General features: G+C 69.5%; 24 protein-coding genes. 7 read left to right on the top strand and 17 right to left on the bottom strand.

Annotation, left to right across the window (positions count from 1 at the left end; translation table 11 throughout):
* A partial coding sequence (locus J0695_RS22020; RefSeq protein WP_206963847.1) for a zinc-binding dehydrogenase occupies nucleotides 1-836 on the top strand: 836 nt, incomplete at its 5' end.
* On the opposite strand, the gene J0695_RS22015 is transcribed toward J0695_RS22020, so the two are convergent.
* From J0695_RS22015 to J0695_RS21980, 8 genes are all read right to left on the bottom strand, one after another.
* Entirely contained in the window at nucleotides 833-1,306 is a 474-nt protein-coding gene (locus J0695_RS22015) for a GNAT family N-acetyltransferase (RefSeq protein ID WP_206963846.1), read from the bottom strand. The genes J0695_RS22020 and J0695_RS22015 overlap by 4 nt on opposite strands.
* A gap of 311 nt (nucleotides 1,307-1,617) precedes the next feature.
* Nucleotides 1,618-2,421, bottom strand: a complete 804-nt coding sequence (locus tag J0695_RS22010) for an aminoglycoside phosphotransferase family protein (RefSeq protein WP_206963850.1) — start codon at nucleotides 2,419-2,421, stop codon at nucleotides 1,618-1,620.
* A gap of 101 nt (nucleotides 2,422-2,522) precedes the next feature.
* Nucleotides 2,523-3,731 (bottom strand): cytochrome P450 family protein, encoded by a 1,209-nt coding sequence (locus J0695_RS22005; RefSeq protein WP_206963845.1) that lies wholly within the window; start codon nucleotides 3,729-3,731, stop codon nucleotides 2,523-2,525.
* Nucleotides 3,623-4,951 (bottom strand): cytochrome P450, encoded by a 1,329-nt coding sequence (locus tag J0695_RS22000; RefSeq protein WP_242553007.1) that lies wholly within the window; start codon nucleotides 4,949-4,951, stop codon nucleotides 3,623-3,625. The genes J0695_RS22005 and J0695_RS22000 overlap by 109 nt, the downstream gene beginning before the upstream one ends.
* Entirely contained in the window at nucleotides 4,948-5,547 is a 600-nt protein-coding gene (locus J0695_RS21995) for a GTP-binding protein (RefSeq protein WP_206963844.1), read from the bottom strand. Before J0695_RS21995 ends, J0695_RS22000 begins: the two co-directional genes overlap by 4 nt.
* A complete protein-coding gene (locus J0695_RS21990) occupies nucleotides 5,525-5,875 on the bottom strand; it encodes a DUF742 domain-containing protein (RefSeq protein WP_206963843.1) in 351 nt (116 codons plus the stop codon). The genes J0695_RS21995 and J0695_RS21990 overlap by 23 nt, the downstream gene beginning before the upstream one ends.
* Entirely contained in the window at nucleotides 5,872-6,303 is a 432-nt protein-coding gene (locus tag J0695_RS21985; protein WP_206963842.1) for a roadblock/LC7 domain-containing protein, read from the bottom strand. The genes J0695_RS21990 and J0695_RS21985 overlap by 4 nt, the downstream gene beginning before the upstream one ends.
* Nucleotides 6,300-7,793, bottom strand: a complete 1,494-nt coding sequence (locus J0695_RS21980) for an ATP-binding protein (RefSeq protein ID WP_206963841.1) — start codon at nucleotides 7,791-7,793, stop codon at nucleotides 6,300-6,302. Before J0695_RS21980 ends, J0695_RS21985 begins: the two co-directional genes overlap by 4 nt.
* Before the next feature lie 248 nt (nucleotides 7,794-8,041).
* On the opposite strand from J0695_RS21980, the gene J0695_RS21975 reads away from it, so the two are divergent.
* The gene (locus J0695_RS21975; protein WP_206963840.1) at nucleotides 8,042-8,740 is read left to right on the top strand and encodes a rhomboid-like protein; all 699 of its coding nucleotides are present in this window, start codon (nucleotides 8,042-8,044) and stop codon (nucleotides 8,738-8,740) included.
* Here the strand turns inward: J0695_RS21975 and J0695_RS21970 are convergent.
* Nucleotides 8,706-9,437, bottom strand: a complete 732-nt coding sequence (locus tag J0695_RS21970) for a DsbA family protein (RefSeq protein ID WP_206963839.1) — start codon at nucleotides 9,435-9,437, stop codon at nucleotides 8,706-8,708. The two genes, J0695_RS21975 and J0695_RS21970, sit on opposite strands and share 35 nt — an antisense overlap.
* 164 nt (nucleotides 9,438-9,601) lie before the next feature.
* On the opposite strand from J0695_RS21970, the gene J0695_RS21965 reads away from it, so the two are divergent.
* Nucleotides 9,602-10,993: an NAD(P)/FAD-dependent oxidoreductase gene (locus J0695_RS21965; RefSeq protein ID WP_206963838.1), complete on the top strand. Its 1,392-nt coding sequence runs from the start codon at nucleotides 9,602-9,604 to the stop codon at nucleotides 10,991-10,993.
* 77 nt (nucleotides 10,994-11,070) lie between these two features.
* Nucleotides 11,071-12,255, top strand: a complete 1,185-nt coding sequence (locus J0695_RS21960) for a D-alanyl-D-alanine carboxypeptidase family protein (RefSeq protein ID WP_206963837.1) — start codon at nucleotides 11,071-11,073, stop codon at nucleotides 12,253-12,255.
* 20 nt (nucleotides 12,256-12,275) lie between these two features.
* On the opposite strand, the gene J0695_RS21955 is transcribed toward J0695_RS21960, so the two are convergent.
* The 3 genes from J0695_RS21955 to J0695_RS21945 form a co-directional block, all read right to left on the bottom strand.
* A complete protein-coding gene (locus tag J0695_RS21955; protein WP_206963836.1) occupies nucleotides 12,276-13,514 on the bottom strand; it encodes an FAD-dependent monooxygenase in 1,239 nt (412 codons plus the stop codon).
* 24 nt (nucleotides 13,515-13,538) lie between these two features.
* Nucleotides 13,539-14,096 (bottom strand): hypothetical protein, encoded by a 558-nt coding sequence (locus J0695_RS21950; protein WP_206963835.1) that lies wholly within the window; start codon nucleotides 14,094-14,096, stop codon nucleotides 13,539-13,541.
* Between the two features lie 122 nt (nucleotides 14,097-14,218).
* Nucleotides 14,219-14,497 carry a hypothetical protein gene (locus J0695_RS21945; protein WP_206963834.1) on the bottom strand — a complete coding sequence of 93 codons (279 nt, stop codon included), beginning with the start codon at nucleotides 14,495-14,497 and terminating at the stop codon, nucleotides 14,219-14,221.
* Between the two features lie 186 nt (nucleotides 14,498-14,683).
* Here J0695_RS21945 and J0695_RS21940 point away from each other — a divergent pair, with 186 nt between their 5' ends.
* Nucleotides 14,684-14,920 (top strand): hypothetical protein, encoded by a 237-nt coding sequence (locus J0695_RS21940; protein ID WP_206963833.1) that lies wholly within the window; start codon nucleotides 14,684-14,686, stop codon nucleotides 14,918-14,920.
* Between the two features lie 75 nt (nucleotides 14,921-14,995).
* On the opposite strand, the gene J0695_RS21935 is transcribed toward J0695_RS21940, so the two are convergent.
* The gene (locus tag J0695_RS21935; protein ID WP_206963832.1) at nucleotides 14,996-15,499 is read right to left on the bottom strand and encodes a DUF5949 family protein; all 504 of its coding nucleotides are present in this window, start codon (nucleotides 15,497-15,499) and stop codon (nucleotides 14,996-14,998) included.
* A gap of 260 nt (nucleotides 15,500-15,759) precedes the next feature.
* Between J0695_RS21935 and J0695_RS21930 the strand changes: the two genes are divergently transcribed.
* Both J0695_RS21930 and J0695_RS21925 read left to right on the top strand, forming a co-directional pair.
* A complete protein-coding gene (locus J0695_RS21930; RefSeq protein ID WP_307798715.1) occupies nucleotides 15,760-16,167 on the top strand; it encodes a tyrosinase family oxidase copper chaperone in 408 nt (135 codons plus the stop codon).
* On the top strand, nucleotides 16,154-17,017 hold the full coding sequence (locus tag J0695_RS21925; protein WP_206963830.1) for a tyrosinase family protein: 864 nt from the start codon (nucleotides 16,154-16,156) through the stop codon (nucleotides 17,015-17,017). The genes J0695_RS21930 and J0695_RS21925 overlap by 14 nt, the downstream gene beginning before the upstream one ends.
* A 96-nt stretch (nucleotides 17,018-17,113) precedes the next feature.
* Here J0695_RS21925 and J0695_RS21920 read toward each other — a convergent pair whose 3' ends face one another.
* The 4 genes from J0695_RS21920 to J0695_RS21905 form a co-directional block, all read right to left on the bottom strand.
* A complete protein-coding gene (locus J0695_RS21920; RefSeq protein ID WP_206963829.1) occupies nucleotides 17,114-17,398 on the bottom strand; it encodes a chaplin in 285 nt (94 codons plus the stop codon).
* Between the two features lie 159 nt (nucleotides 17,399-17,557).
* A complete protein-coding gene (locus J0695_RS21915) occupies nucleotides 17,558-18,061 on the bottom strand; it encodes a hypothetical protein (protein ID WP_206963828.1) in 504 nt (167 codons plus the stop codon).
* 182 nt (nucleotides 18,062-18,243) lie between these two features.
* The gene (locus J0695_RS21910) at nucleotides 18,244-18,492 is read right to left on the bottom strand and encodes a chaplin (RefSeq protein WP_206963827.1); all 249 of its coding nucleotides are present in this window, start codon (nucleotides 18,490-18,492) and stop codon (nucleotides 18,244-18,246) included.
* A gap of 120 nt (nucleotides 18,493-18,612) precedes the next feature.
* Entirely contained in the window at nucleotides 18,613-18,876 is a 264-nt protein-coding gene (locus tag J0695_RS21905) for a hypothetical protein (RefSeq protein ID WP_206963826.1), read from the bottom strand.
* Nucleotides 18,877-19,076: the final 200 nt, after the last annotated feature.

The following is a 19,076-nucleotide window of genomic DNA, read 5'->3' as shown; positions in this document are numbered from 1 at the left end:
CCCTCCCCGAACTCCCCACCGTCCCCGGCCGCGAGGTCGCAGGGGTGGTCGACGCCCTCGGCGAGGGTACGGAGAAGAGCTGGCTCGGCAAGCGGGTCGTGGCGCACCTCGGCATGCATCCCGGCGGCTACGCCGAACTGGCGGTCACCGCCGCCACCCAGCTCCACGAGATCCCCGACGGTCTCGGCGACGCCGAGGCGGTCGCCATGATCGGCACCGGCCGCACGGCCCTGGGCATCCTCCAGTTCACCGACCTGGGCCCCGACAGCATCGCGATCGTCCCCGCGGCGGCAGGCGGCATCGGCACGCTTCTCGTCCAGTACGCGAAGAGCCGGGGAGCCACCGTCATCGGCCTCGCAGGGGGCCCTGCCAAGGTCGCCCGCACCCAGGAGAACGGCGCGGACCTCGCCGTCGACTACACCGCCCCCGACTGGCCCGCCCGGGTCCGCACCCACCTCGCGGGGCGTACGGCCACCGTCGTCTTCGACTCCGTCGGCGGCACCACGGCCCGCGCCGCCGTGGACCTCCTCGGCAAGGGCGGGCAGCACCTCGTCTTCGGCTGGTCCGGCGGAGGTCTGCACAACGGCTCCCCGCTCAGCTTCACGGAGGCCGAACTGGCCGGGCGCGGGATCACCTCGCAGGGCGTACTGGGCCCGGTGATGATGAAGGCGGCGGGCCCCGGCGGCATCCGCACCCTGGAGACCCGGGCACTCGCCGAGGCGGCGACAGGCCGTCTGCGACCGGCCGTTCAGAGCTTCCCGCTGTCCTGGGCCGCCGAGGCGCACCGCGCCCTGGAGACCCGGGGCACGATGGGCAAGGTGGTCCTGATTCCCTAGCGGGTGCCCAGCTCCGCCAGCGCCCCGTCCGTGAGCCGGTAGACCGACCACTCGTCCTGCGGGCGCGCGCCCAGAGCCTCGTAGAAGCGGATGGACGGCTCGTTCCAGTTGAGGACCGACCACTCCAGGCGCTGGTAGCCCCGCTCGACGCACGTGCGCGCCAGCTCCGTCAGCAGCGCCTTGCCGTAGCCGCCACCGCGCAACTCGGGGCGTACGTACAAATCCTCCAAATAGATGCCGTGCACCCCACGCCACGTCGAGAAGTTGAGGAACCACAGGGCGAACCCGGCGGTCTCCCCCTCGGCCGTCTCCGCGATGAACGCGTACGCGGCCGGCCGCTCCCCGAACAGCGCCTCGTGCAGCTGCTCCTTGGTGGCCTGCGCCTCATGGAGGGCCTTCTCGTACTCCGCGAGCTCGCGGACCATTTCGTGGATGACGGGGACATCGGCGGGTGTGGCGTTACGGATCATGGACGCAGGTTAGGGGGTGTCCGGCGGATCAGGCCGCCCTTGCTCGGCGTTGAGCCTTTCACTGCTGGTGAGCGATGGTCTGGTGCACTGCGCTTCTCCCCCAAGCTCTTAAGGAGCAGGGAGGTACCCCCTCCGTCTCGGCTCTTGATTCATCCTCCGGATGCCGAGCGCAGCTGCAAGGCGGAGGAGGGAATCAACGCGGAGCGTTGGTGACCGACGACAACGCCGGAGGGGGTCCCCCCTGCTCCTTAAGAGCTTGGGGGAGTGCGTGCCAGACCACCGCGACCGCGGCATGATCCGCCGGACACCCCCTAAGCCAGCAGGGTCTCTCCGATCGAAACCATTTCAGCGGGCAGACGGCGCTTGCCGTCCTCCACCGCCCACAGCGAGTTCTGCAGTACGCGACCGAGTGTCCAGGCCCGCGCCCGCTCCCGGTCCAGCCCCATGACCTCGGTCATCAGGTCGAAGCGCTGCCGCACCCGGCCCTCGTCGAGCCGGTTCCACAGCGCGGGCATCAGCTCGAAGCACGGGTCTCCCGCGAGGGGTTTCGGGTCGATGACGAGCCAGGGTTCGCGCTCCGCGCCCAGGATGTTCTCGAAGTGCAGGTCCCAGTGGAGCAGCCGGTCTCCGGCCTCGCCGCTCACCTCCCGTACGGCCGCCGCGCAGTCCTTGAGCAGCCGCCGCTCCCCGTCGTCCGCAAGGGAGTCCAGCGCCTTCGGTACGCGGTCGAGCATGTCCTGCGCGATGTCCGCGAGCCTGCGCATCCCGTACGGCGCGGGCACCGCGTTGATGCGTACCAGCAGCTCGGCGACGATCCGTGTCGCCTCCAGCACATCCGGTACGGACGCCAGCGGACGTGACTCGTCCAGCCGTTCGAGGAGCATCGTCCCGGTCGCCGGGTCCTCCTCCAGGAGCCGCACCACCCCGTCGCCGCCCCAGGTCCGCAGGGCGAGCGGCTCCCCCACGGTCTCCTCGTCGACGTCCTGCAGCTTGAGCGCGGCGCGCACCCCGTCGCTCTCGCGGACCACGGGCAGCACCACGGAGACCCGGCCCCGCATCGGTGGCCCGTCCTGTCGCAGGCCCCACCGCCCCAGGAAGTCCCCGCCCCGCTCCATCAGTCCGTACGGAAGATCGCTCACACGCCGGATGCTACGCCGGAGGCGTGTGCCCGCTGTGGCAGCGGGCACACGCCTCCGGTCGTTCGGGTACGGGTCGGTCAGGCGCCGTTCAGCGCCACGGGGATCCGCTGCGAGCCGTTGGAGATGAAGGACTCGACGGGCGTCAGCTCCCCATCCCCCAGGGCGAGTTCGGGGAACCGTGCGAACAGGGCGGTCAGTGCCACGTCCGCCTCCAGCCTGGCCAGCGGGGCGCCGACGCAGAAGTGGACGCCGTAACCGAACGCCAGGTGCTCCTTCTTGGCCCGGTCGATGTCGAACGCGTCCGCGTCGTCCCCGTGCAGGGCGGGCTCGCGGCCGGCCGCCGCGTAGGCGGCGAGGATCGCGTCGCCCTTCGGGATGACCTGGCCGTCGGGGAGCTCGATGTCCTCCACGGCGTAACGCATCGGGAGATGGGCGACGCTCGGCTCCCAGCGCAGGGTCTCCTCGATGACGTCGCCCCACCGGCCCGCTCCGTCGGCGGTGACCTGCTTGCGCTGGTCGGGGTGTTCGAGGAGCGCACGCGTGGCGTTGCCGATGAGGTTGACCGTCGTCTCGAAACCGGCGCTGATGATGAGCAGCAGCGTGTCGGTGAGCTCGGCCTCGCTGAGGCGGGTCCCGTCGTCGTCGCGGGTGGCGATGAGCACACTGGTCATGTCGTCGGCGGGCTCGGCCCGCTTGAGCGCGATGAGGTCGCCCAGCATCTGCTGGAGTTCGGCGAAGTTGGACGCCGCGTCCTCGATGGTGGTGTCGAAGACCCGCTCGACCAGCAGCGCCATACGCGGCTGGAGCTTCTCGGGCAGCCCGAACAGGTGGCAGATGACCTGCATCGGCAGCGGGTGCGCGTACGCGCTGCGCAGATCCGCCGTGCCGTCCGAGGACGCCGCCATGTCGTCCAGGAGACCGTCGGCGATCTTCTGGATCGTCGGCCTGAGCGCCTCGATCCGGCGTCCTGTGAAGGCCGGGGTGATCAGCTTACGCAGCCGGCGGTGGTCGGAACCCGCCGCCGTGAACATGTTGTTGACGGCCACCCAGGTGTAGATCCACATGTCCGGAGTGATCTCGCCGCGCTGCCAGACACCCCAGTTCTTCGGGTCCTTGTTCACCCGGTCGTCGGTGAGGAGCGTCTTGAGCAGCGCATGGCCGGTGACGGCCCAGGCGGCTATGTCGCCGGGGAGTACGACGCGTGTCGCGGGCCCCCGCTCGCGGAGGAGCGCGGACTCTCCGTGGATGTCCCGGCCTGCCGGGTCGAGGGCGAGGGGCTGCTCCATGGGGTGACTCCAGTCTTCTGGGGAGTGATGGGGGTGAAGCGGGCCGGCAGGTGGGTCAGCGCCCGGTGGAAGGGTCCGGGACGCCATTGCAACTGCTCACGCGGTACGGCGAGTTCGAGGTCGCCGAGGTGGCTGGTGAGCCGTTCGATCGCGGTGATCGCGATGAGGAGCGCGGGCTGCTTGACGGGGCAGGAGTGCGGTCCCGCGGACCAGGCGAGGTGGGCGCCGCCGTCGGTGCGCGGGCCGCCGCCGTTGCCCGACAGGACGTCCGGGGTGGTGTTCGCCGCGTGGTACGAGATGAGGACCAGCTGGTCTGCGGCGATCCAGGTGCCGTGGAAATGCACGTTGGTACGGGGGAAGTGGGCGCTGTAGTTCGCCATCGGCGGCTCGTTGCGCAGCACGTCGTTGATCGCGTCGTGCGCGGTGAGGGCGCCGTTGGAGAGGGTGCTGTAGTAGTCCGGGTTGGACAGCATGCGCGAGAGGCTGTTGGAGATGAGGTTGGTGGTCGGCTCCTGGCCGGCCGCCATGGTGAGGACGACCTCGTGGACGAGCTCCTCCGGTTCGAGACCGGCCGGGTGGTCCATGAACCAGCTGGTGAGGTCGTCGCCGCGCTTCTCCACCTTGAGCGCGATGAGCTCCGACATGTACTGCCCGAAGTCCTCGTTGGCCTTGGTCGCGTTCTCGGGCGTCGAGTCGAACATCCCGCCCAGCGCGGCCACCAGACGCGGGCCGTCCTTCTCCGGCATGCCGAACATCGCGTTGAAGAGCACGAGCGGCAGCGGACGGGCGTACTGGCCGACCAGGTCCGTCTCGCCCGTGGCGGCGAAATCACGGATCAGGCGGTCGGCGATCTCCGCGACTTGTTGGCGCAATCTGTGCGGTTCGATCCGGCTGAAGCTGTCGGTGATGACCGACCGGTAGCGCCGGTGCGCCGGGCCGTCGTTGAACAGCGCGTTGGGTCGCCACCCCATCATCGGCTTCACCGGGGACTCGGGCGGCAGCCCGCTCTCCCAGGTCCGCGGATCCTTCGACCAGGTCTCCGTGTCGTGGAGGAGTTCGAGGGCGGCCTGGCGGTCGGTGACGAGGTACGCGCTGACGCCGGGGGATATCTCGACGGGCGCGACGGGCCCGAAGGCCCGCAGCCTGGCGTAGACGCTGCCGGGGTCGGCGGCGAACTCCTCGCCGTACAGCGGGACGGCCAGGGGCATGTACGCGGTCATGAGGCATCCAGGGCGGGTTGGGAGAGGAGGTGCGTGACCAGCTCGATCAGCACGTCGACGGAGGACGTGGTCTGGCGTGCGTCACAGATGACCAGCGGAGTGTGCGGCTCCAGGTCCAGGTGGTCGCGGAGGACCTCCGGCGGGTAGTGCGGGGCGTCGGGGAAGGAGTTGACGGCTATCGCGTACGTCAGCCCCTGCTCCTCGATCATGTCGATGACGTCGAAGGACGCGTCGAGGCGGCGCGTGTCGACCAGCACGACCGCGCCCAGGGCCCCGCGCGCGATGTCCTCCCAGAGGGGCTTGAAGCGCTTCTGGCCCGGTGTCCCGAAGAGGTACAGGACGAGATCGCCGGGGAGCGTACGGCGGCCGAAGTCGATGGCGACGGTGGTGGTGGCCTTGTCGCGTACGCCGACGAGGTTGTCGACGTCGGCGCCGGCCTCCGTCATCACCTCTTCGGTGTGCAGCGGCGCCGTCTCCGACAGCGCGTTGATCATCGTGGTCTTGCCGACGCCGAAGGCTCCGGTCACCACGATCTTCAGCAGCGTCATCTCGGCGCTGTCGAGGTAGGTGGTGCTATCGGATACTGCGGAGTCCATGGAGAACCGCCTCTAGGAGCTGGGGATCGTGCACTCTGGCTTCGGGAATGGGTGCGCGGGCGCTGAGGTGCGAGCTGTCGACCAGTTCGGCCACCAGGGCGCGCACCAGGCTCACGGGGAGGACCAGCCGGGCGGCGACCTCGGCCAGTGCCAGGGGACCGCCCTGGAGCAGCTCGATGAGACGCTGCTTCACATGCGTGAGGTCGTCCGTCGTGGCCATTCCGGTGGAGGACAGCAGGGTGAGCCTGTCCAGGGTGTTGCGCGTCGGCTGGACACTGTCGGTGGCCAGGAAGGACGGCACCAGCCGTCGACGAGGCGCCGGGGTCATCCCCGTACACCGCCCCGGATCCTCGCGGGTGAACTCATCGCTTTGCTGCCCAGCTTGGAGACCTGGACCTGCATGGCGTGCGCGATGACGCCCATGTCGACGGTCGAGCGCGCGAACACCGCCATGACGGTGTTGTCGCCCGCCGGGATGAGGAAGGCGAAGCCGTAGTTCGTGGAGACCACCACCTGGTGGAGCACCGGGCTGACCGCCTCGCCGGCCAGGTTCCTGACCAGTTCCTTGCCCGCGCCCTGGAGGGCGGAGGCCATGGCGGACGCGCCCTCACCGGCCTCCCTGGTGAGGTTCTCGGAGGCTCCCTGGATCATTCCGTCCCCGGAGAGCACCAGGGCGTGCACGACGCCGGGCACCTCCATCAGGGGCGCGAGTACCCAGGACATGTCCCTGAGCAGGGGACGCTTGGGAACCGTCATGACTGGGAGCCTTCTTCCTCGTCAGATGTCTGGGCGTCTTCCACGCCCCGCTGCGTCCCGCTGTGCCAGGCGCCCCACGTCTGCGCCGCCTGCTCGGGATCGATCGCGGATACGGCCGGAGCGGTGTCCTGCTGCTGGTCCTGGGCGGTGGTCCGCTTCTGGCGGCGGCGGCGCGGCAGATCGATGGCCGCGTCGGAGTCCGAGCCGGTTACGGAGCCGGAGCCCGAGCCCGAGCCGGAAGCGGCGCCGAGTCCGGTGTGCACCGGCTCGACTTCCCTGGTCTCCCTCTCCCTGGGCTCCCTGGTCTCCTCCGCGGGCCTGCGCAGCGCCGGGGACATGGCCGACATGGGCACCGTCACCTCATCCATCAGCATCAGCAGGTGGTCGGGGATCCAGACGACGGCGCGCACCCCGCCGTACGCGCTGGGCTTGTCCACCGTCACCGTGAAGCCGAACTGCTTCACCAGCCGGCCGATGGTGGCGAATCCCGCGCGCGGCGGGTCCCCGAGGTGGGTCAGCAGCAGCGACTGCTGGTTGGAGAGCATCCGCGCGGCGAACTCGCGCTCCTCGTCGGTCATTCCGACGCCCGGGTCGTCGATGAGGACGCAGGCGCCGGTCTGCACCTGGTGGAGGCTCACGTCGACGGCGCGGGTGCCCTGGGGCGTGTGGTGCACGGCGTTGGCGAGCAGCTCGGCGACGATGACCGCGAGCGGCTCCACGGCGCGGGCGACCACGCCGACGGGCACGTTGAGCTGGCTGGTGACCTGGACGCGCTGGTAGCCGGGGATACGGGACTGCGCACCGGCAACGATGTCACCGAGGTGCGAGTCGGCCCTGGTGAGGCCGGGCCAGGCCCCGCAGAGGACACCCGTCGCCTGGATCTGGCGGAGGTTCTCCTCGTTCGTCTGATCCAGCTTCAGCAGCTGCTCGGCGAGCTTGGGGTCGTCGTACAGGAACTGCATCTCCTCGATCATCGACTGGATGCGGTAACTCTTGGCCTGAATGCTGGCGGTGGTGTCCCGCAGCACGGCCTGCGCGCCCTCGTCGACCCGGTGTTCGGTGTCGACGATGACCTGGGCGACCTGGTTGAGGGCGCCTTCGAGGAGCAGGGCGACGTCGGTGTGGGCGAGCGACGGGTCCTGGGTGCCGGGTACCGGCACATGGCGGTGTCTGAGATGGGTGACGAGGGCGGGCAGGCGGGCCTCGGTGAGGTGCGCGACCTCCTTGACCACCCGGCCGTATTTCTCCTCGGCCGTGAGTCTGGCCAGGCCGGCGCCGTGCGTCTCGGCTCTCAGGCCGGCGGCCTCGGCTCTCAGGCCGGCCTCCATCGCCTGGAAGCGCCCGGCCGCGGCCTGCGCAGTCGACTGGGCCTCGGCCCGCGCGACGGCGGCCGAGCGGCGGGTACGGAGCAGGAGGATTACCGCGACGATGGCTGCGGCCAACATGACCACAGCCACTGTCCAGGGCAACGCCTCCGGTATCTGCGTCATCAAAAGATCCTCGGGGGAAGGGAATCAGCCCGGTCCGCCGACGGACAGGGCGAGTTGAGACGATCGCAGAAGAACATCTGTTCATGAGCGGCGATGCAATGAATTTGCCGATCATGGCTCAAACTCGCCGGTGGGTCGCGAAACGGAACGCAGGTCGTACCAGCCCGCGCCAAGCGCCCGCCCCTGACTGAGCGATAACCGGAATGTCGCTCACACTCCAGATCCTGCGGACATGCGTCAATCGCCCCATGAGCAGCCCAGTGACCCGCCCCGCGACCCGTCTCCCGGCCCGCGCCCTGCACGCCGTCATGGCGTACATCCGCAGCGCCCCCGGCACCTACATCTGGCTGGCGGTCCTCTTCGTCACCACCGTCGCCATGCGCCAGATGTCACCCGAGTTCCTGGACGAGTTCCTCGGCAAGCGCTCCACCAACATCCACAACCTCACGAGCCACCCCATCAGGGTGCTCTTCCAGAGCGCGATGTGGATCGACGGCGCCACCTGGCTGCCGTACGCCGTCCTCTACTCGGTCTTCCACGCGCAGGCCGAGCGCTGGCTGGGCACCTGGCGCTGGATCGCCGTCCTGGCGGCCGCGCACATCCTCGCCACGTACATCAGCGAGGGCGCCCTGCTCTGGGGGATCCATCACGGCCATGCGCCCGAGTCGGCGGTCAACACCCTTGATGTGGGCGTCAGTTACGCGCTCGCCGGGGTCGTCGCCGTCCTCACGTACCGGATCGCACCGCCCTGGCGCTACGTCTACCTGATCGTGGTCCTCGCCATCTACGGCACCCCGCTGATCACCGGCCGCACCTTCACCGACCTCGGCCACTTCACCTCGGTGCTGATCGGCCTGGCCTGCTACCCGCTCACGCGCGACCGGGGCACCCCGTGGAACCCGATGTCCGTGTTCAGCCGATTCCGGCGGCCTTCAGAGCGGCAGTGAAGGCGGCCCTCTCGTACAGCGCCCCGTCCTTGACCTGCTTGCCGTCGAGCAGCACGGTCGGCGTGCCGCTCGCCTTCGCCTCGAAGTCCTTCTCCGACCGGGCGACGAAGTCCCGGTGGGTGGTGTCCTTCACGGCCTTCTCGAAGGCAGGTGTACGCAGTCCGGGCACCGAGTCGGCGAGCTTCAGCAGATTGGCGTCGGTGAAGCCGTCCGTCTCCTCGCCGGGCTGGCTGGCGAAGAGGGCCGCCTGGAACCGGGCGAACATCCCCTTCCCGCCGTCGACGGACGCACGCAGCGCGTTGGCGGCCTTGACCGAGCCGCTGCCGCCCAGCTTCCCGTCGAGGAACGAGGCGATCTGGTACTCGACCTTCACCTTGCCCGCGGCGGCGAGATCCGCCAGCGCGGTGGCGCCGCCCTCCTCGAACTTCTGGCAGTACGGGCAGCGCGGGTCCACGTACACGGTGACGGTGTGCGGCGCCTTCGCGTCCCCGACGACGATCTTCGAGCCCACGACCGCGGCGGGCAGCCCGGAGAGCACGGCCGCACCGGGCGGGGACTTCACGGTGAAGGCGCTCACTGCGGCGTCGGACCCCGCGTCCGCTCCTCCGCCGGAGGAACAGCCGACCGCGGCGGCCCCGACCAGCGAGGCGGCGGCCAGCACCGCGACGACGCGTCCGGTGTGACGACGTACAACCATGTGAAAACCCTCCAGCGACGGGACCTCCTTCCGACGCTAGGTCCCGGCGGGCCGCCGATCGCACGGCAAAGGGCCCGTATTCCAGGGCCGTACGTCCCCTTCTCGCGCGGGGTCGGTACTGTGCGCGACATCAGCGCGCCGAGAGCAGCAGGGGACACATCGACATGAGTACCGTCAACGGCGGCATATCGTTCTGGTACGCGCAGGAGGGCATCCCGGACCCGCGGGAGCCGCTTCCCGGCGACACCTCCGCCGACGTAGTGATCGTCGGCGGCGGCTACACGGGCCTGTGGACGGCGTACTACCTCAAGAAGGCCGTCCCCTTCCTCAACATCACCGTCCTGGAAGCCAAGTTCTGCGGCTACGGGGCCTCGGGCCGCAACGGCGGCTGGCTCTACAACGGCATCGCGGGCCGCGACCGCTACGCCAAGCTGCACGGCCACGAGCAGGCCGTCCGCCTTCAGCAGGCGATGAACGACACGGTCACCGAGGTGGTGAAGACCGCCGCTGCCGAGGGGATCGACGCGGACATCCACCAGGGTGGTGTACTCGAAGTCGCCTACACACCCGCCCAGTTGGCGCGCCTCAAGGCCTTCCACGCCGTCGAGATCGCCTTCGGCGAGACCGACCGCACCCTGCACGGCACCCGCGAGACCGCCGAGCGCATCCGCGTGCAGGGCGCGGTCGGTTCGACCTGGACCCCGCACGGCGCCCGGCTGCACCCGGCGAAGCTGGCCAAGGGTCTGGCGGCGGCGGTCGAGGCCCTGGGCGTGACGATCCACGAGTCGACACCCGTCACGGAGATCAGGCCCAAGCACGCCGTCACCCCGTACGGCACGGTGCGCGCCCCGTACATCCTGCGCTGCACCGAGGGCTTCACCGCCTCTCTCAAGGGCAGCCACCGCGCCTGGCTCCCCATGAACTCCTCGATGATCGCCACCGAGCCGCTGCCCGCCTCCGTCTGGGAGTCGATCGGCTGGGAGGGCCGCGAGACCCTCGGCGACATGGCCCACGCGTATGTGTACGCGCAGCGCACGGCGGACGACCGCATCGCACTGGGCGGCCGCGGGGTGCCGTACCGCTACGGCTCGAAGACCGACAACGACGGCCGTACGCAGCCCGGCACGATCGAGGACCTGCGCGAGATCCTCACCCGCTTCTTCCCCGCCCTCGCCGGGACCCGTATCGACCACGCCTGGTCGGGCGTCCTCGGCGTCCCGCGCGACTGGTGCGCCACGGTCGCCCTGGACCGCTCGACGGGTCTCGGCTGGGCGGGCGGTTACGTCGGCTCGGGCGTGGCCACCGCGAACCTCGCGGCCCGCACCCTGCGCGACCTGATCCAGCAGGACTCGGGCCAGGGCGGGCCCACCGAGCTGACCTCGCTCCCCTGGGTCAACCACAAGGTCCGCAACTGGGAGCCGGAGCCGCTGCGCTGGCTCGCCGTCCACTCGATGTACGCGGCCTACCGGGGCGCGGACCGCCGCGAGCTCACGGGCAGCACCACGGAGACGGACCGCATCGCCCAGTACGCGGACCGCCTCTCGGGCCGCCACTGACGCCACCGGCCGGGGGCCGTCTCCCGTTTGGCAGACGTCAACCTGCAGATACGGGAATTCGCTCTTACCTTGACGGGATGCGACTTGTCCAGACATCTCGTCATATCTGTTCCCTGGCAGCGGTACTGACGGTAGCTGTCACCGCGTCAGCTCCTGCCACCGGCTGGGCGGCCTCCCTCCCGGCAGCGGACGGTCACCGTCCGTCCGCCGGGAGCGCCCCCGCACTGCCGGGCTCGCTGTCCGCGCTGTCGTGGGTGGTGGCGGACGCGGGCTCCGGCCAGGTCCTGGCCCAGCACGACGCCCACCTCAGGCTCCCCCCGGCCAGCACGCTCAAGACCCTGTTCGCGGTGACCGTGCTGCCCCGGCTGCCCGCGAGCCGGGTGCACCTCGTCAGGGAGAGCGACCTGGCCGGAATGGGCGACGGCAGCAGCCAGGTCGGCGTGGTCCCCGGCCTCCGCTACGCCACCCGCGATCTGTGGCGCGGCGTCTTCCTGCGCTCCGGCAACGACGCGGTCCACGTACTGGCCGCGATGAACGGCGGCTGGCAGCACACCGCGGAGCAGATGCAGCTCACCGCCAAGCGGCTCGGCGCCTCCGACACCCACGTCGTGTCCCCCGACGGCTACGACGCACCGGGGCAGGTCTCGTCGGCCCGCGACCTCGTGGTGTTCGCCCGTGCGGGACTGACCGACCCGGCGTTCGCCAAGTACTGCGCGACCTCCGTGGCCGAGTTCCCCTCCGGGATGGACAGCCGCGGCCATTCGGGTCCGCCGTTCGAGATCCAGAACACCAACCGCCTCCTCACCGGCACCCCGGACGTCGCCCCCTACCCCGGGCTGATCGGGGTGAAGAACGGCTACACCACCAACGCGGGGAACACCCTGGTCACGGCTGCCCGCCGCCAAGGGCGCACCCTGATCGTCTCCGTGATGAACCCTCAGGCGGGCAGTGTGTACGAGGAGGCGCGCGCCCTGCTGGACTGGGGGTTCACCGCCGCCGGGCGCGTGAAGCCCGTCGCCGCCCTGCCCCCGCTGAGAGCGCGGACCGTCTCGGCCGCCGGGGCCGTGCACCGGCCGGCACCCGCCCCGGCCCGGCTCGCACCGCAGATGCCGCGGACGCGGCCGATGCCGCAGGCCCAGGAGGATTCCCTGCCGGGACCCGGGCTGACGGCAACGCTGCTCGGCGCCCTGGCCGCCCTCGCCGCAGCGCCGTGGTTCCTGCGCCGCCGCTACCGGATGCGGATCCGGCGCAGCCACCTCTGAGGGCCGGGCAGCGGGCAGCCTCAGTCGGCCGTCGTACTCCCGGCACGTTCGGCGTGGTGCGACTGCAGCGTCGAGGCGAGCCGTGATCCGACGCGCTGCTTGAGCCAGCGCAGCGCCTGCAGCCGGCCGAGCGTCTGGTCCAGCTGGTAGTACAGCCTGGGCGGCAGATGCGGCAGCAGGGGCGAATGCCGCTGGCCGAGCAGCGAGAACATCTGGTGCGGGTCCAGGTCCAGGTAGCGCGCGAGGTTCTCGTACCACTGCGCGCTGAGGCGGGCGGCGCTCTGCGCGGGAAGGAGCGCCCTCTGCCGCTCCTGGGCGTACGCGGCCAGCGCGGAGGGGACGGCGGCCGGATCCGGGGCGTTCCTCAGCTCGCGCGCCAGGCTCATGGCGTCGCGCAGCGCCAGGGTGGTGCCGGCGCCGGTCGAGTAGTGCGTGGTGTGGGCCGCGTCGCCGATGAGCACCAGATTGCCGTGGGACCAGGAGGTGTTGGCCACGGTGGTGAAGTTCTGCCACTGGGGGCGGCCGCCGGTGTCCGTACGACCGGTGAGCGGGTGTCCTTCGAGCTGGCCGGCGAAGAGCTCTTCGAGGAGGCGGAGCGCCTCCTCCTCGGGGAGCCGGTCGAGACCGAGCCCGGTCCAGGTGGCGGTGGAGCATTCGGCGATGAACGTGCTGCCGTGGGCGCTGTATCCGTAGGCGTAGCACCAGATCCAGCCGTGCGCGGTCTCGACGAACGCGAACGTGAACGACGTGAACACCCGTGTGGTGCCCAGCCAGATGTACTGGTTCGCCCCGAGGGTCCTGCGGGTGCCGAACGCCTCGGCGTGCCGGTCCCTGAGCTGGCTGTGCGCACCGTCGCCGACGACCACGAGGTCGGCCTCCGACGGATCGGGCGCGGCCTGGACCTCGCTGCCGAACTCGACCCGTACACCGAGCGCCTCGGCCCGTTCCGTGAGGATGTTCAGCAGCCGGTGCCTGCCGATGGCGTGGCCGACACCGCCCGGGTGGGTGACGGTACGGCCGCCGATGTGGGCGGTGCCTTCGCTCCAGTGGACGGAGGACCCGGCGATCTCCCGCGCGGAGTCGGGGTCACACTCCGTCAGTTCCTCGAACATGTCGGGCCAGTACGTGACGCCCCAGCCGTAGGTGCTGCCGGCCGGCCGGCGCTCCAGCACGGAGACCTCGTGCCGGGGCTCCTGCTTCTTGAGCAGGATGGACAGGTAGAAGGAGGCAGGGCCCCCGCCCACGCAGACAACCTTCACTTCGCTTACTCCCGTTGTCGCTCGTCAGTGACGGCCGCGCGCGGAGCGCCGGGCCACCTTCACCAGGCCCGCTCCGGCGAGGGCCGCCGCGGCTGCGGCAACTCCCACGCCGAGCAGGGGGTCCGTGGAACCCGTGGCCGCCAGTTCGGGGCGCAGCGGAGTGACGGACCTCCCCTGGGGCGTGGGTCCGGCCGGAGGGCGGGGCGGGGAGGCGGGGCCCGACGGCGACGGCGTCACCTTGACGACGGGCGGAACGTAGACCCGGGTGCTCGGTGTAGGGGCGTTGTGCACCTCGGGAGGACCCACTGCCCAGGTCTCCTCGCCGTAGCCCGGCCCGTAGCCCTCGCCGTATCCCTGCTCGGTGTCGGGCCCGTAGCCGGTGCTCGTCCCGCCCTCGTGGCTGTGCCCCGACGGGGCGGGCGAGGGCTCGTTCCCGTAGGACGGGGCGGTGGCGTCCGCACAGGCGGAGACGGTCGCCGAACAGACCTCGGCCGAAGCATCCGTAACGAACAGAGCCCCCGAGAATGCCGCTGCCGCAGCGGCTACGGGCACCACTGCCGAAAGTCCACGGATTCCACGCATGCGGTTATCCCCTTTAGTTGTGAATTACAGGTGGGCATAACCATGAGGGCTCTTGCATGAAATGCACTGAGGCTCTACGAAGCTCAACCCAGAAGGCGCACCGACTGTTACGAGGAAATGCCCTACTGCACGCTCGGCACAAGCTGGGTGACCGGCGCGACCAGGTCGGTGAGCTGGTGCAGCTGGTTCAGGTCCTGGAGGCCGTTCAGCTGCTTCGTGACTCCGGGCATCTCGGCCTGGTGCTCGGCGGGGATGCCGGTCGTGGCGAGACCGTCGATCGTGTCGGCCGCGGAGATGTTCGTGGTCTTGGGCAGCGGTGCAGCCTGGGCTGCCGGTACGGCCAGTCCGGAGACGCCGGTGAGAACGGCAAGGGCGGTGAAGATCTGTCGAGTGGAGTTCATGTCCTACCAAACGGCCCAGACAGCCGGCGGTCACGACGTGGGCGTCTTGTCACCCGTGAGGCTCACACGGGGAACCGGCCGGGGATTGACTCGGATGCACTAGTCAACAAGCTCTGCCCGCGCCGGAATGCCATCGCCTGGCTAGCGTCGGAGCGTCTGCCCCAACCCTTCCAGAGGAGTTCGAGCATGAAGAAGTTCGCTGCCCGTGGCATCGTCGCCGCGGCCCTCGTCGCAGTCGCCACCCTCCCCCTCGCCACGTCGGCCTCGGCCGCCGCTCCGGCTGCCGCACCGGCCGCCAAGGTGAGCTCGCAGCACCCCTGCGGCTGGGACCAGGAGTGCTGGGACAACTGGGGCCAGTGGCACCACCACTACCACCACGGCGTCGGCATCGGTGTGGGCCTCGGGCTTGGCGTCCTCCTCTGAGGAACCTCTCCCGCGGGGCCTCCGCGACGGGTGACGACCCGTCGCGGAGGCCCTTCCTCATGGGGCCGGGCGCCGTCAGACGCGCAGGCTGCGAACCGGGAGCAGGCAGTGGGCGCTGGTCTCGAGGAGAGACGTGTCGCCCACGTACGAGCGCAGCGTCTCCTCGTCGACGGGCCTGCCGGGAACGGCCACGGGCCACGGCCGGACCGCGCTGATGAAGTAGACCTGCCCGCAGCCCTTCGCCGCCTGCTCCCACTCGGGCGGCACCGGGCACTGCACCTTCAGGGAGGAGAGGGTCAGTACGGCCTGACCGCCCTCCACCAGCAGGGAGATCGGGATGCGCGGCTGCTTGGACAGGTCCATGAGCTCGTCGCCCATCGACAGTCCCATGGAGACGAGCATCGAACGCATCGCCTCCGTACTCCCCTCGGCGCCCTCGCTCCCGTCACCCAGGGGGTAGAGCATCAGAAAGGGAATGCCGGCCTCGTCGGAGTCCGGATCGCTGGCCCAGGGAATGACGGCGACGGTCCCCAGGGGCAGGGCGTGCTTCTCAGCGGTGATCACAGGGGTGGAAGTCATAAGGGGGGATGCTAATGCTCCTCGCGGCGGGGTTCATTTCCCGTCACCCATTCAGCCGAAGCACCGGACCTGGCTGCCATCAGGCATGACACGAGGAATCGTCTGAATGTACGAGAGCTCTTCATATTTTCGTCTTCGCCGGGCGCGTCGTCACACCGGAACGCTTCCCCTGTGGATTCGTTGTGCCCGTTACGAGGACCGACCACCGAGGGAGTTCTGTGAGATTTCGAGGTGAGCCGAACGTATGGGCGCGCAGGGCTGTGCTGCAGTCTCTGAGCGCCGTCTCGGTCAGCGCGTTCACCGGTGCTGCCCTGGTACGCATCGTCAACACCCCGCGTACCGCTCCACCTCGGTCCGAGGCCGCCGACCTGCCCGCGCGCACCGTCGTATTCGACGAGATGTACCGGGGCCGCCGCGTGGCGGGATACACGGAGCAGGGCCAGGACCAGGGCGCATCATCCACAGCGGTGTACATCGACGGCCGCCGGCTGCATCTGATGCGGTGCGCGGACGGTGGATATCTCAGCCCGATCGATCACTACCAGTCGTATCCCACGGAGTTGGCCACCGCGCGTGCCGCCGTGGCGGAACTGGGTTCGGCGCAGCTGGCACTGACGCCCGTGCACGGCGGGGGTACGCACGAAGGGGGTCACGATGTACGTCCGTAAGAATCAGCGCGATCTCACACGTGCGGAGCGCAGGAAGTACGTCGGCGCGGTGCTGGAACTCAAGCGGCGCGGAACCTACGACCAGTTCGTCAAGACGCACATCGACTTCTACACGGCGGACGGGGACACAGGGCTCCGGGTGGCTCACATGGGCCCCTCCTTCCTGCCCTGGCACCGGAGGTTCCTGCTGGACTTCGAGTCGGCCCTCAGGGAGGTCGACCCCTCCGTCACCGTGCCGTACTGGGACTGGACGAAGGACAACACGCCCGCGTCGTCGATCTGGCACGACGACTTCATGGGCGGCAACGGGCGCCGCGGTGACCTGCAGGTGATGACCGGCCCCTTCGCACACGTCGGCGGGAGCTGGGACATCACGGTCAGCGTCACCGACGGGAATTTCCTCACCAGGGACCTCGGCCGCCCGTCGCAGGCGATCGGCCTGCCCACCAAGGCGCAGCTGGCGTGGGCGGAGAGCGACCCCGCCTACGACTCCGCGCCCTGGAACTCCACCAGTTCCGAGGGGTTCAGGAACAAGCTGGAGGGCTGGGGGTCGGGCAGCGGCACCGACAGGTGGCGCAACCACAACAGGGTCCACCGCTGGGTGAGCGGGCTGATGCTGGGCGGCGGGTCGGTGAACGACCCGGTCTTCTGGCTGCACCACTCGTTCGTCGACTCCGTCTGGTCGCGCTGGCAGCACAAGCATCCGAAGGCCGTCTATCTGCCCGACAGCACCGCTCCCGAGTCGGACGCCTTCGGCAGCCGTGCGGTGGGCCGCGACGAGCCGATGGCTCCGTGGGGCGATTCTCCGTCGTCGATGTGGGACCACAGCGCCATCTATCGCTACGCCTGAGCCTGCTCTCCGGACGGAAGCGTGAACGGCCCGCGGCAGCGCCGCGGGCCGTTCTACTTCATCACGCCGATGAGCACCTGCTCCTGTGAGGAGAGGTCAGCCCTCGTAGCCGTACGAGTCGCCGTAGCCGCCGTCGTGCGACTCACCGTTGCTGCACTCGTTGCCGAACGCCGGGTTCAGCAGGCCGATCACGTTGACCGAGTTGCCGCAGAGGTTGACCGGGACGTGCACCGGAACCTGAACGACGTTGCCCGAGCCGACGCCGGGGGAGTTCGTCGCCGCACCCTGGGCACCCGAGTCGGCGAAGGCCATGCCGGCGCCGGCCAGAGCCATGGCTCCGGTGCCCGCGATAACAGCCATCGTCTTGACGATGCGAGACATTACGATCTCCTTCGATGTGGGTGGAAGCCGCGGAGTTTTAGCGGCCACGCACCTATAACGCGGCCCAAAAGCTGGGGTAACGGCTGGCCGCGGTCACAGAACCAAGATCAACGGGAGGGTCCCGGACCGGAGGGAGGAGGCGCAAATGCCGTGCTTCTCTCAGACGGCGGGAACGTCCATGCCAAGACCGGACGAGAGATCGCCCTGCAGGGCGGGGGCCAGCACGGCCGCCTGCGGGGTGCCGATCTCCGGAAGCCCGAGATCCTCGCCGTTTCCGGGTGTGATCGGCCGCCCCAGGGAGAAGCCCGGAGTACGGGCCGCCATCTGCGAAGCGTCGCTGGTGACACGCGCCCTGCCCAGATCCTCGTCGTCGAGAACGGAGGGCAGCGGTGCAGCGAGCACGGTCCTCGGCAGATCGCTGGTGACCGGGGTCTGCGGGATCGCCAGCTCAGGGCTCAGCTCCCCTTCCGACCGGGGGTGCCAGGCGTCGGGGGTGCCGGGAACGGGAATGGGAATGCCGGTGCGCAAGGTCGGCGCATCCATGGGAAGTGCCGCATCGAGCCCCTGCAGGGGCACGACCACCGGGGCTTGAGCCGCGACTGCCGGCGTCGCGACGACGAACGAGGCGAGTACACCCAGCCCTGCGAGCACTTTGAGCTTCATGGTCAGACCTTTCGCGTGACGTTGTTCTGCTTCACTGCAGAACGACGTGGCGCCGCGATGGGGTACAGAATTCACCCGCCCCGCAACCAATGGGCGAGCTGATGTGTTTACCCGGACAGCTCACAAACGACGAATCGGCTCCGCGGTAATCCTGCGGAGCCGATCCGTCGAAGTCAGGAACTTCAGCTGTTGGAGGCCGTGTTCCCGAAAGCCGGGTTCAGCAGGCCGATCACGTTGGCCGAGTTGCCGGAAACGTTCACGGGAACGTGGACCGGAACCTGACCCAGGTTACCGGAGAGGACGCCGGGCGAGTTGGTCGCAGCACCCATGGCCGAGGCACCGTTGTCGCCCGCGAACGCGCTGCCCGCGGCGGCACCAGCAGCGATACCGGCAACGGCGAGAACGACAGCGGCCTTCTTGACAGAGTTCATTTTCATGTCCTTCTTTCGGGGGGTGGGTAAAATCTTAGGGAGGAGCCGGCGCCGACCACTGAGCAACACGAACCGTGGGAGGCAATTCGCCCCATCAGCTGTACGCCGTTGAGCCGTCGCCTACTTGGCGAGAGGCAGGCCGCCCAGCAGCGGCACGGAGTCGTTCACGGAGTTCAGACCCGACGCCGTCTGCTTGACCTGGTTCACCACGGAACCGTCCGTGAGGCCCGACTGGACCGGGTGGGCGTCCAGCTGGCTGGACAGCGTGTCGAGGCCGCCCGTGAGGCTGGTCGGAGCGAGGTTGTCAGCAGCCATGGCAGGTGCGGCTGCGCCCAGGGCCATGACTGATCCTGCGATGACAGCGGCAACCTTCGTGGGCTTCATGAAATGGGTCCTCTCCGAAAAACATTCACGTGGCTATCAAGTGGCGGCCCCGGCAAGGACCTTGAGGTCTCGCTTGCCACCCTTTCCTTCTGTAACGAGCCCTCGGCGCTTGAGAAACCCCGAGGGCGGGAAAACAACCCCCATACACCCGGATGACAGACGCCGGTCATATTCTCGGACCGGAATAAGCAGAACGCCGT

It is taken from the genome of Streptomyces beijiangensis (genome assembly GCF_017315755.1).
GTDB classification, from domain to species: Bacteria; Actinomycetota; Actinomycetes; order Streptomycetales; family Streptomycetaceae; genus Streptomyces; species Streptomyces beijiangensis.
This window is presented reverse-complemented; position numbering and strand designations above follow the sequence as displayed.

Excerpts from the sequence above, each read along its gene's own strand:
- J0695_RS21920 (WP_206963829.1), bottom strand. The coding sequence starts at position 17,398 with ATGTCTCGCATCGTCAAGACGATGGCTGTTATCGCGGGCACCGGAGCC.
- J0695_RS22015 (WP_206963846.1), bottom strand. The coding sequence starts at position 1,306 with ATGATCCGTAACGCCACACCCGCCGATGTCCCCGTCATCCACGAAATG.
- J0695_RS21950 (WP_206963835.1), bottom strand. The coding sequence starts at position 14,096 with ATGCGTGGAATCCGTGGACTTTCGGCAGTGGTGCCCGTAGCCGCTGCG.
- J0695_RS21995 (WP_206963844.1), bottom strand. The coding sequence starts at position 5,547 with ATGGACTCCGCAGTATCCGATAGCACCACCTACCTCGACAGCGCCGAG.
- J0695_RS22010 (WP_206963850.1), bottom strand. The coding sequence starts at position 2,421 with ATGGAGCGGGGCGGGGACTTCCTGGGGCGGTGGGGCCTGCGACAGGAC.
- J0695_RS22005 (WP_206963845.1), bottom strand. The coding sequence starts at position 3,731 with ATGGAGCAGCCCCTCGCCCTCGACCCGGCAGGCCGGGACATCCACGGA.
- J0695_RS21965 (WP_206963838.1), top strand. The coding sequence starts at position 9,602 with ATGAGTACCGTCAACGGCGGCATATCGTTCTGGTACGCGCAGGAGGGC.
- J0695_RS21925 (WP_206963830.1), top strand. The coding sequence starts at position 16,154 with ATGTACGTCCGTAAGAATCAGCGCGATCTCACACGTGCGGAGCGCAGG.
- J0695_RS21940 (WP_206963833.1), top strand. The coding sequence starts at position 14,684 with ATGAAGAAGTTCGCTGCCCGTGGCATCGTCGCCGCGGCCCTCGTCGCA.
- J0695_RS22000 (WP_242553007.1), bottom strand. The coding sequence starts at position 4,951 with ATGACCGCGTACATGCCCCTGGCCGTCCCGCTGTACGGCGAGGAGTTC.
- J0695_RS21980 (WP_206963841.1), bottom strand. The coding sequence starts at position 7,793 with ATGACGCAGATACCGGAGGCGTTGCCCTGGACAGTGGCTGTGGTCATG.
- J0695_RS21960 (WP_206963837.1), top strand. The coding sequence starts at position 11,071 with ATGCGACTTGTCCAGACATCTCGTCATATCTGTTCCCTGGCAGCGGTA.
- J0695_RS21910 (WP_206963827.1), bottom strand. The coding sequence starts at position 18,492 with ATGAACTCTGTCAAGAAGGCCGCTGTCGTTCTCGCCGTTGCCGGTATC.
- J0695_RS21915 (WP_206963828.1), bottom strand. The coding sequence starts at position 18,061 with ATGAAGCTCAAAGTGCTCGCAGGGCTGGGTGTACTCGCCTCGTTCGTC.
- J0695_RS21975 (WP_206963840.1), top strand. The coding sequence starts at position 8,042 with ATGAGCAGCCCAGTGACCCGCCCCGCGACCCGTCTCCCGGCCCGCGCC.
- J0695_RS21945 (WP_206963834.1), bottom strand. The coding sequence starts at position 14,497 with ATGAACTCCACTCGACAGATCTTCACCGCCCTTGCCGTTCTCACCGGC.
- J0695_RS21970 (WP_206963839.1), bottom strand. The coding sequence starts at position 9,437 with ATGGTTGTACGTCGTCACACCGGACGCGTCGTCGCGGTGCTGGCCGCC.
- J0695_RS21990 (WP_206963843.1), bottom strand. The coding sequence starts at position 5,875 with ATGACCCCGGCGCCTCGTCGACGGCTGGTGCCGTCCTTCCTGGCCACC.
- J0695_RS21985 (WP_206963842.1), bottom strand. The coding sequence starts at position 6,303 with ATGACGGTTCCCAAGCGTCCCCTGCTCAGGGACATGTCCTGGGTACTC.
- J0695_RS21905 (WP_206963826.1), bottom strand. The coding sequence starts at position 18,876 with ATGAAGCCCACGAAGGTTGCCGCTGTCATCGCAGGATCAGTCATGGCC.
- J0695_RS21935 (WP_206963832.1), bottom strand. The coding sequence starts at position 15,499 with ATGACTTCCACCCCTGTGATCACCGCTGAGAAGCACGCCCTGCCCCTG.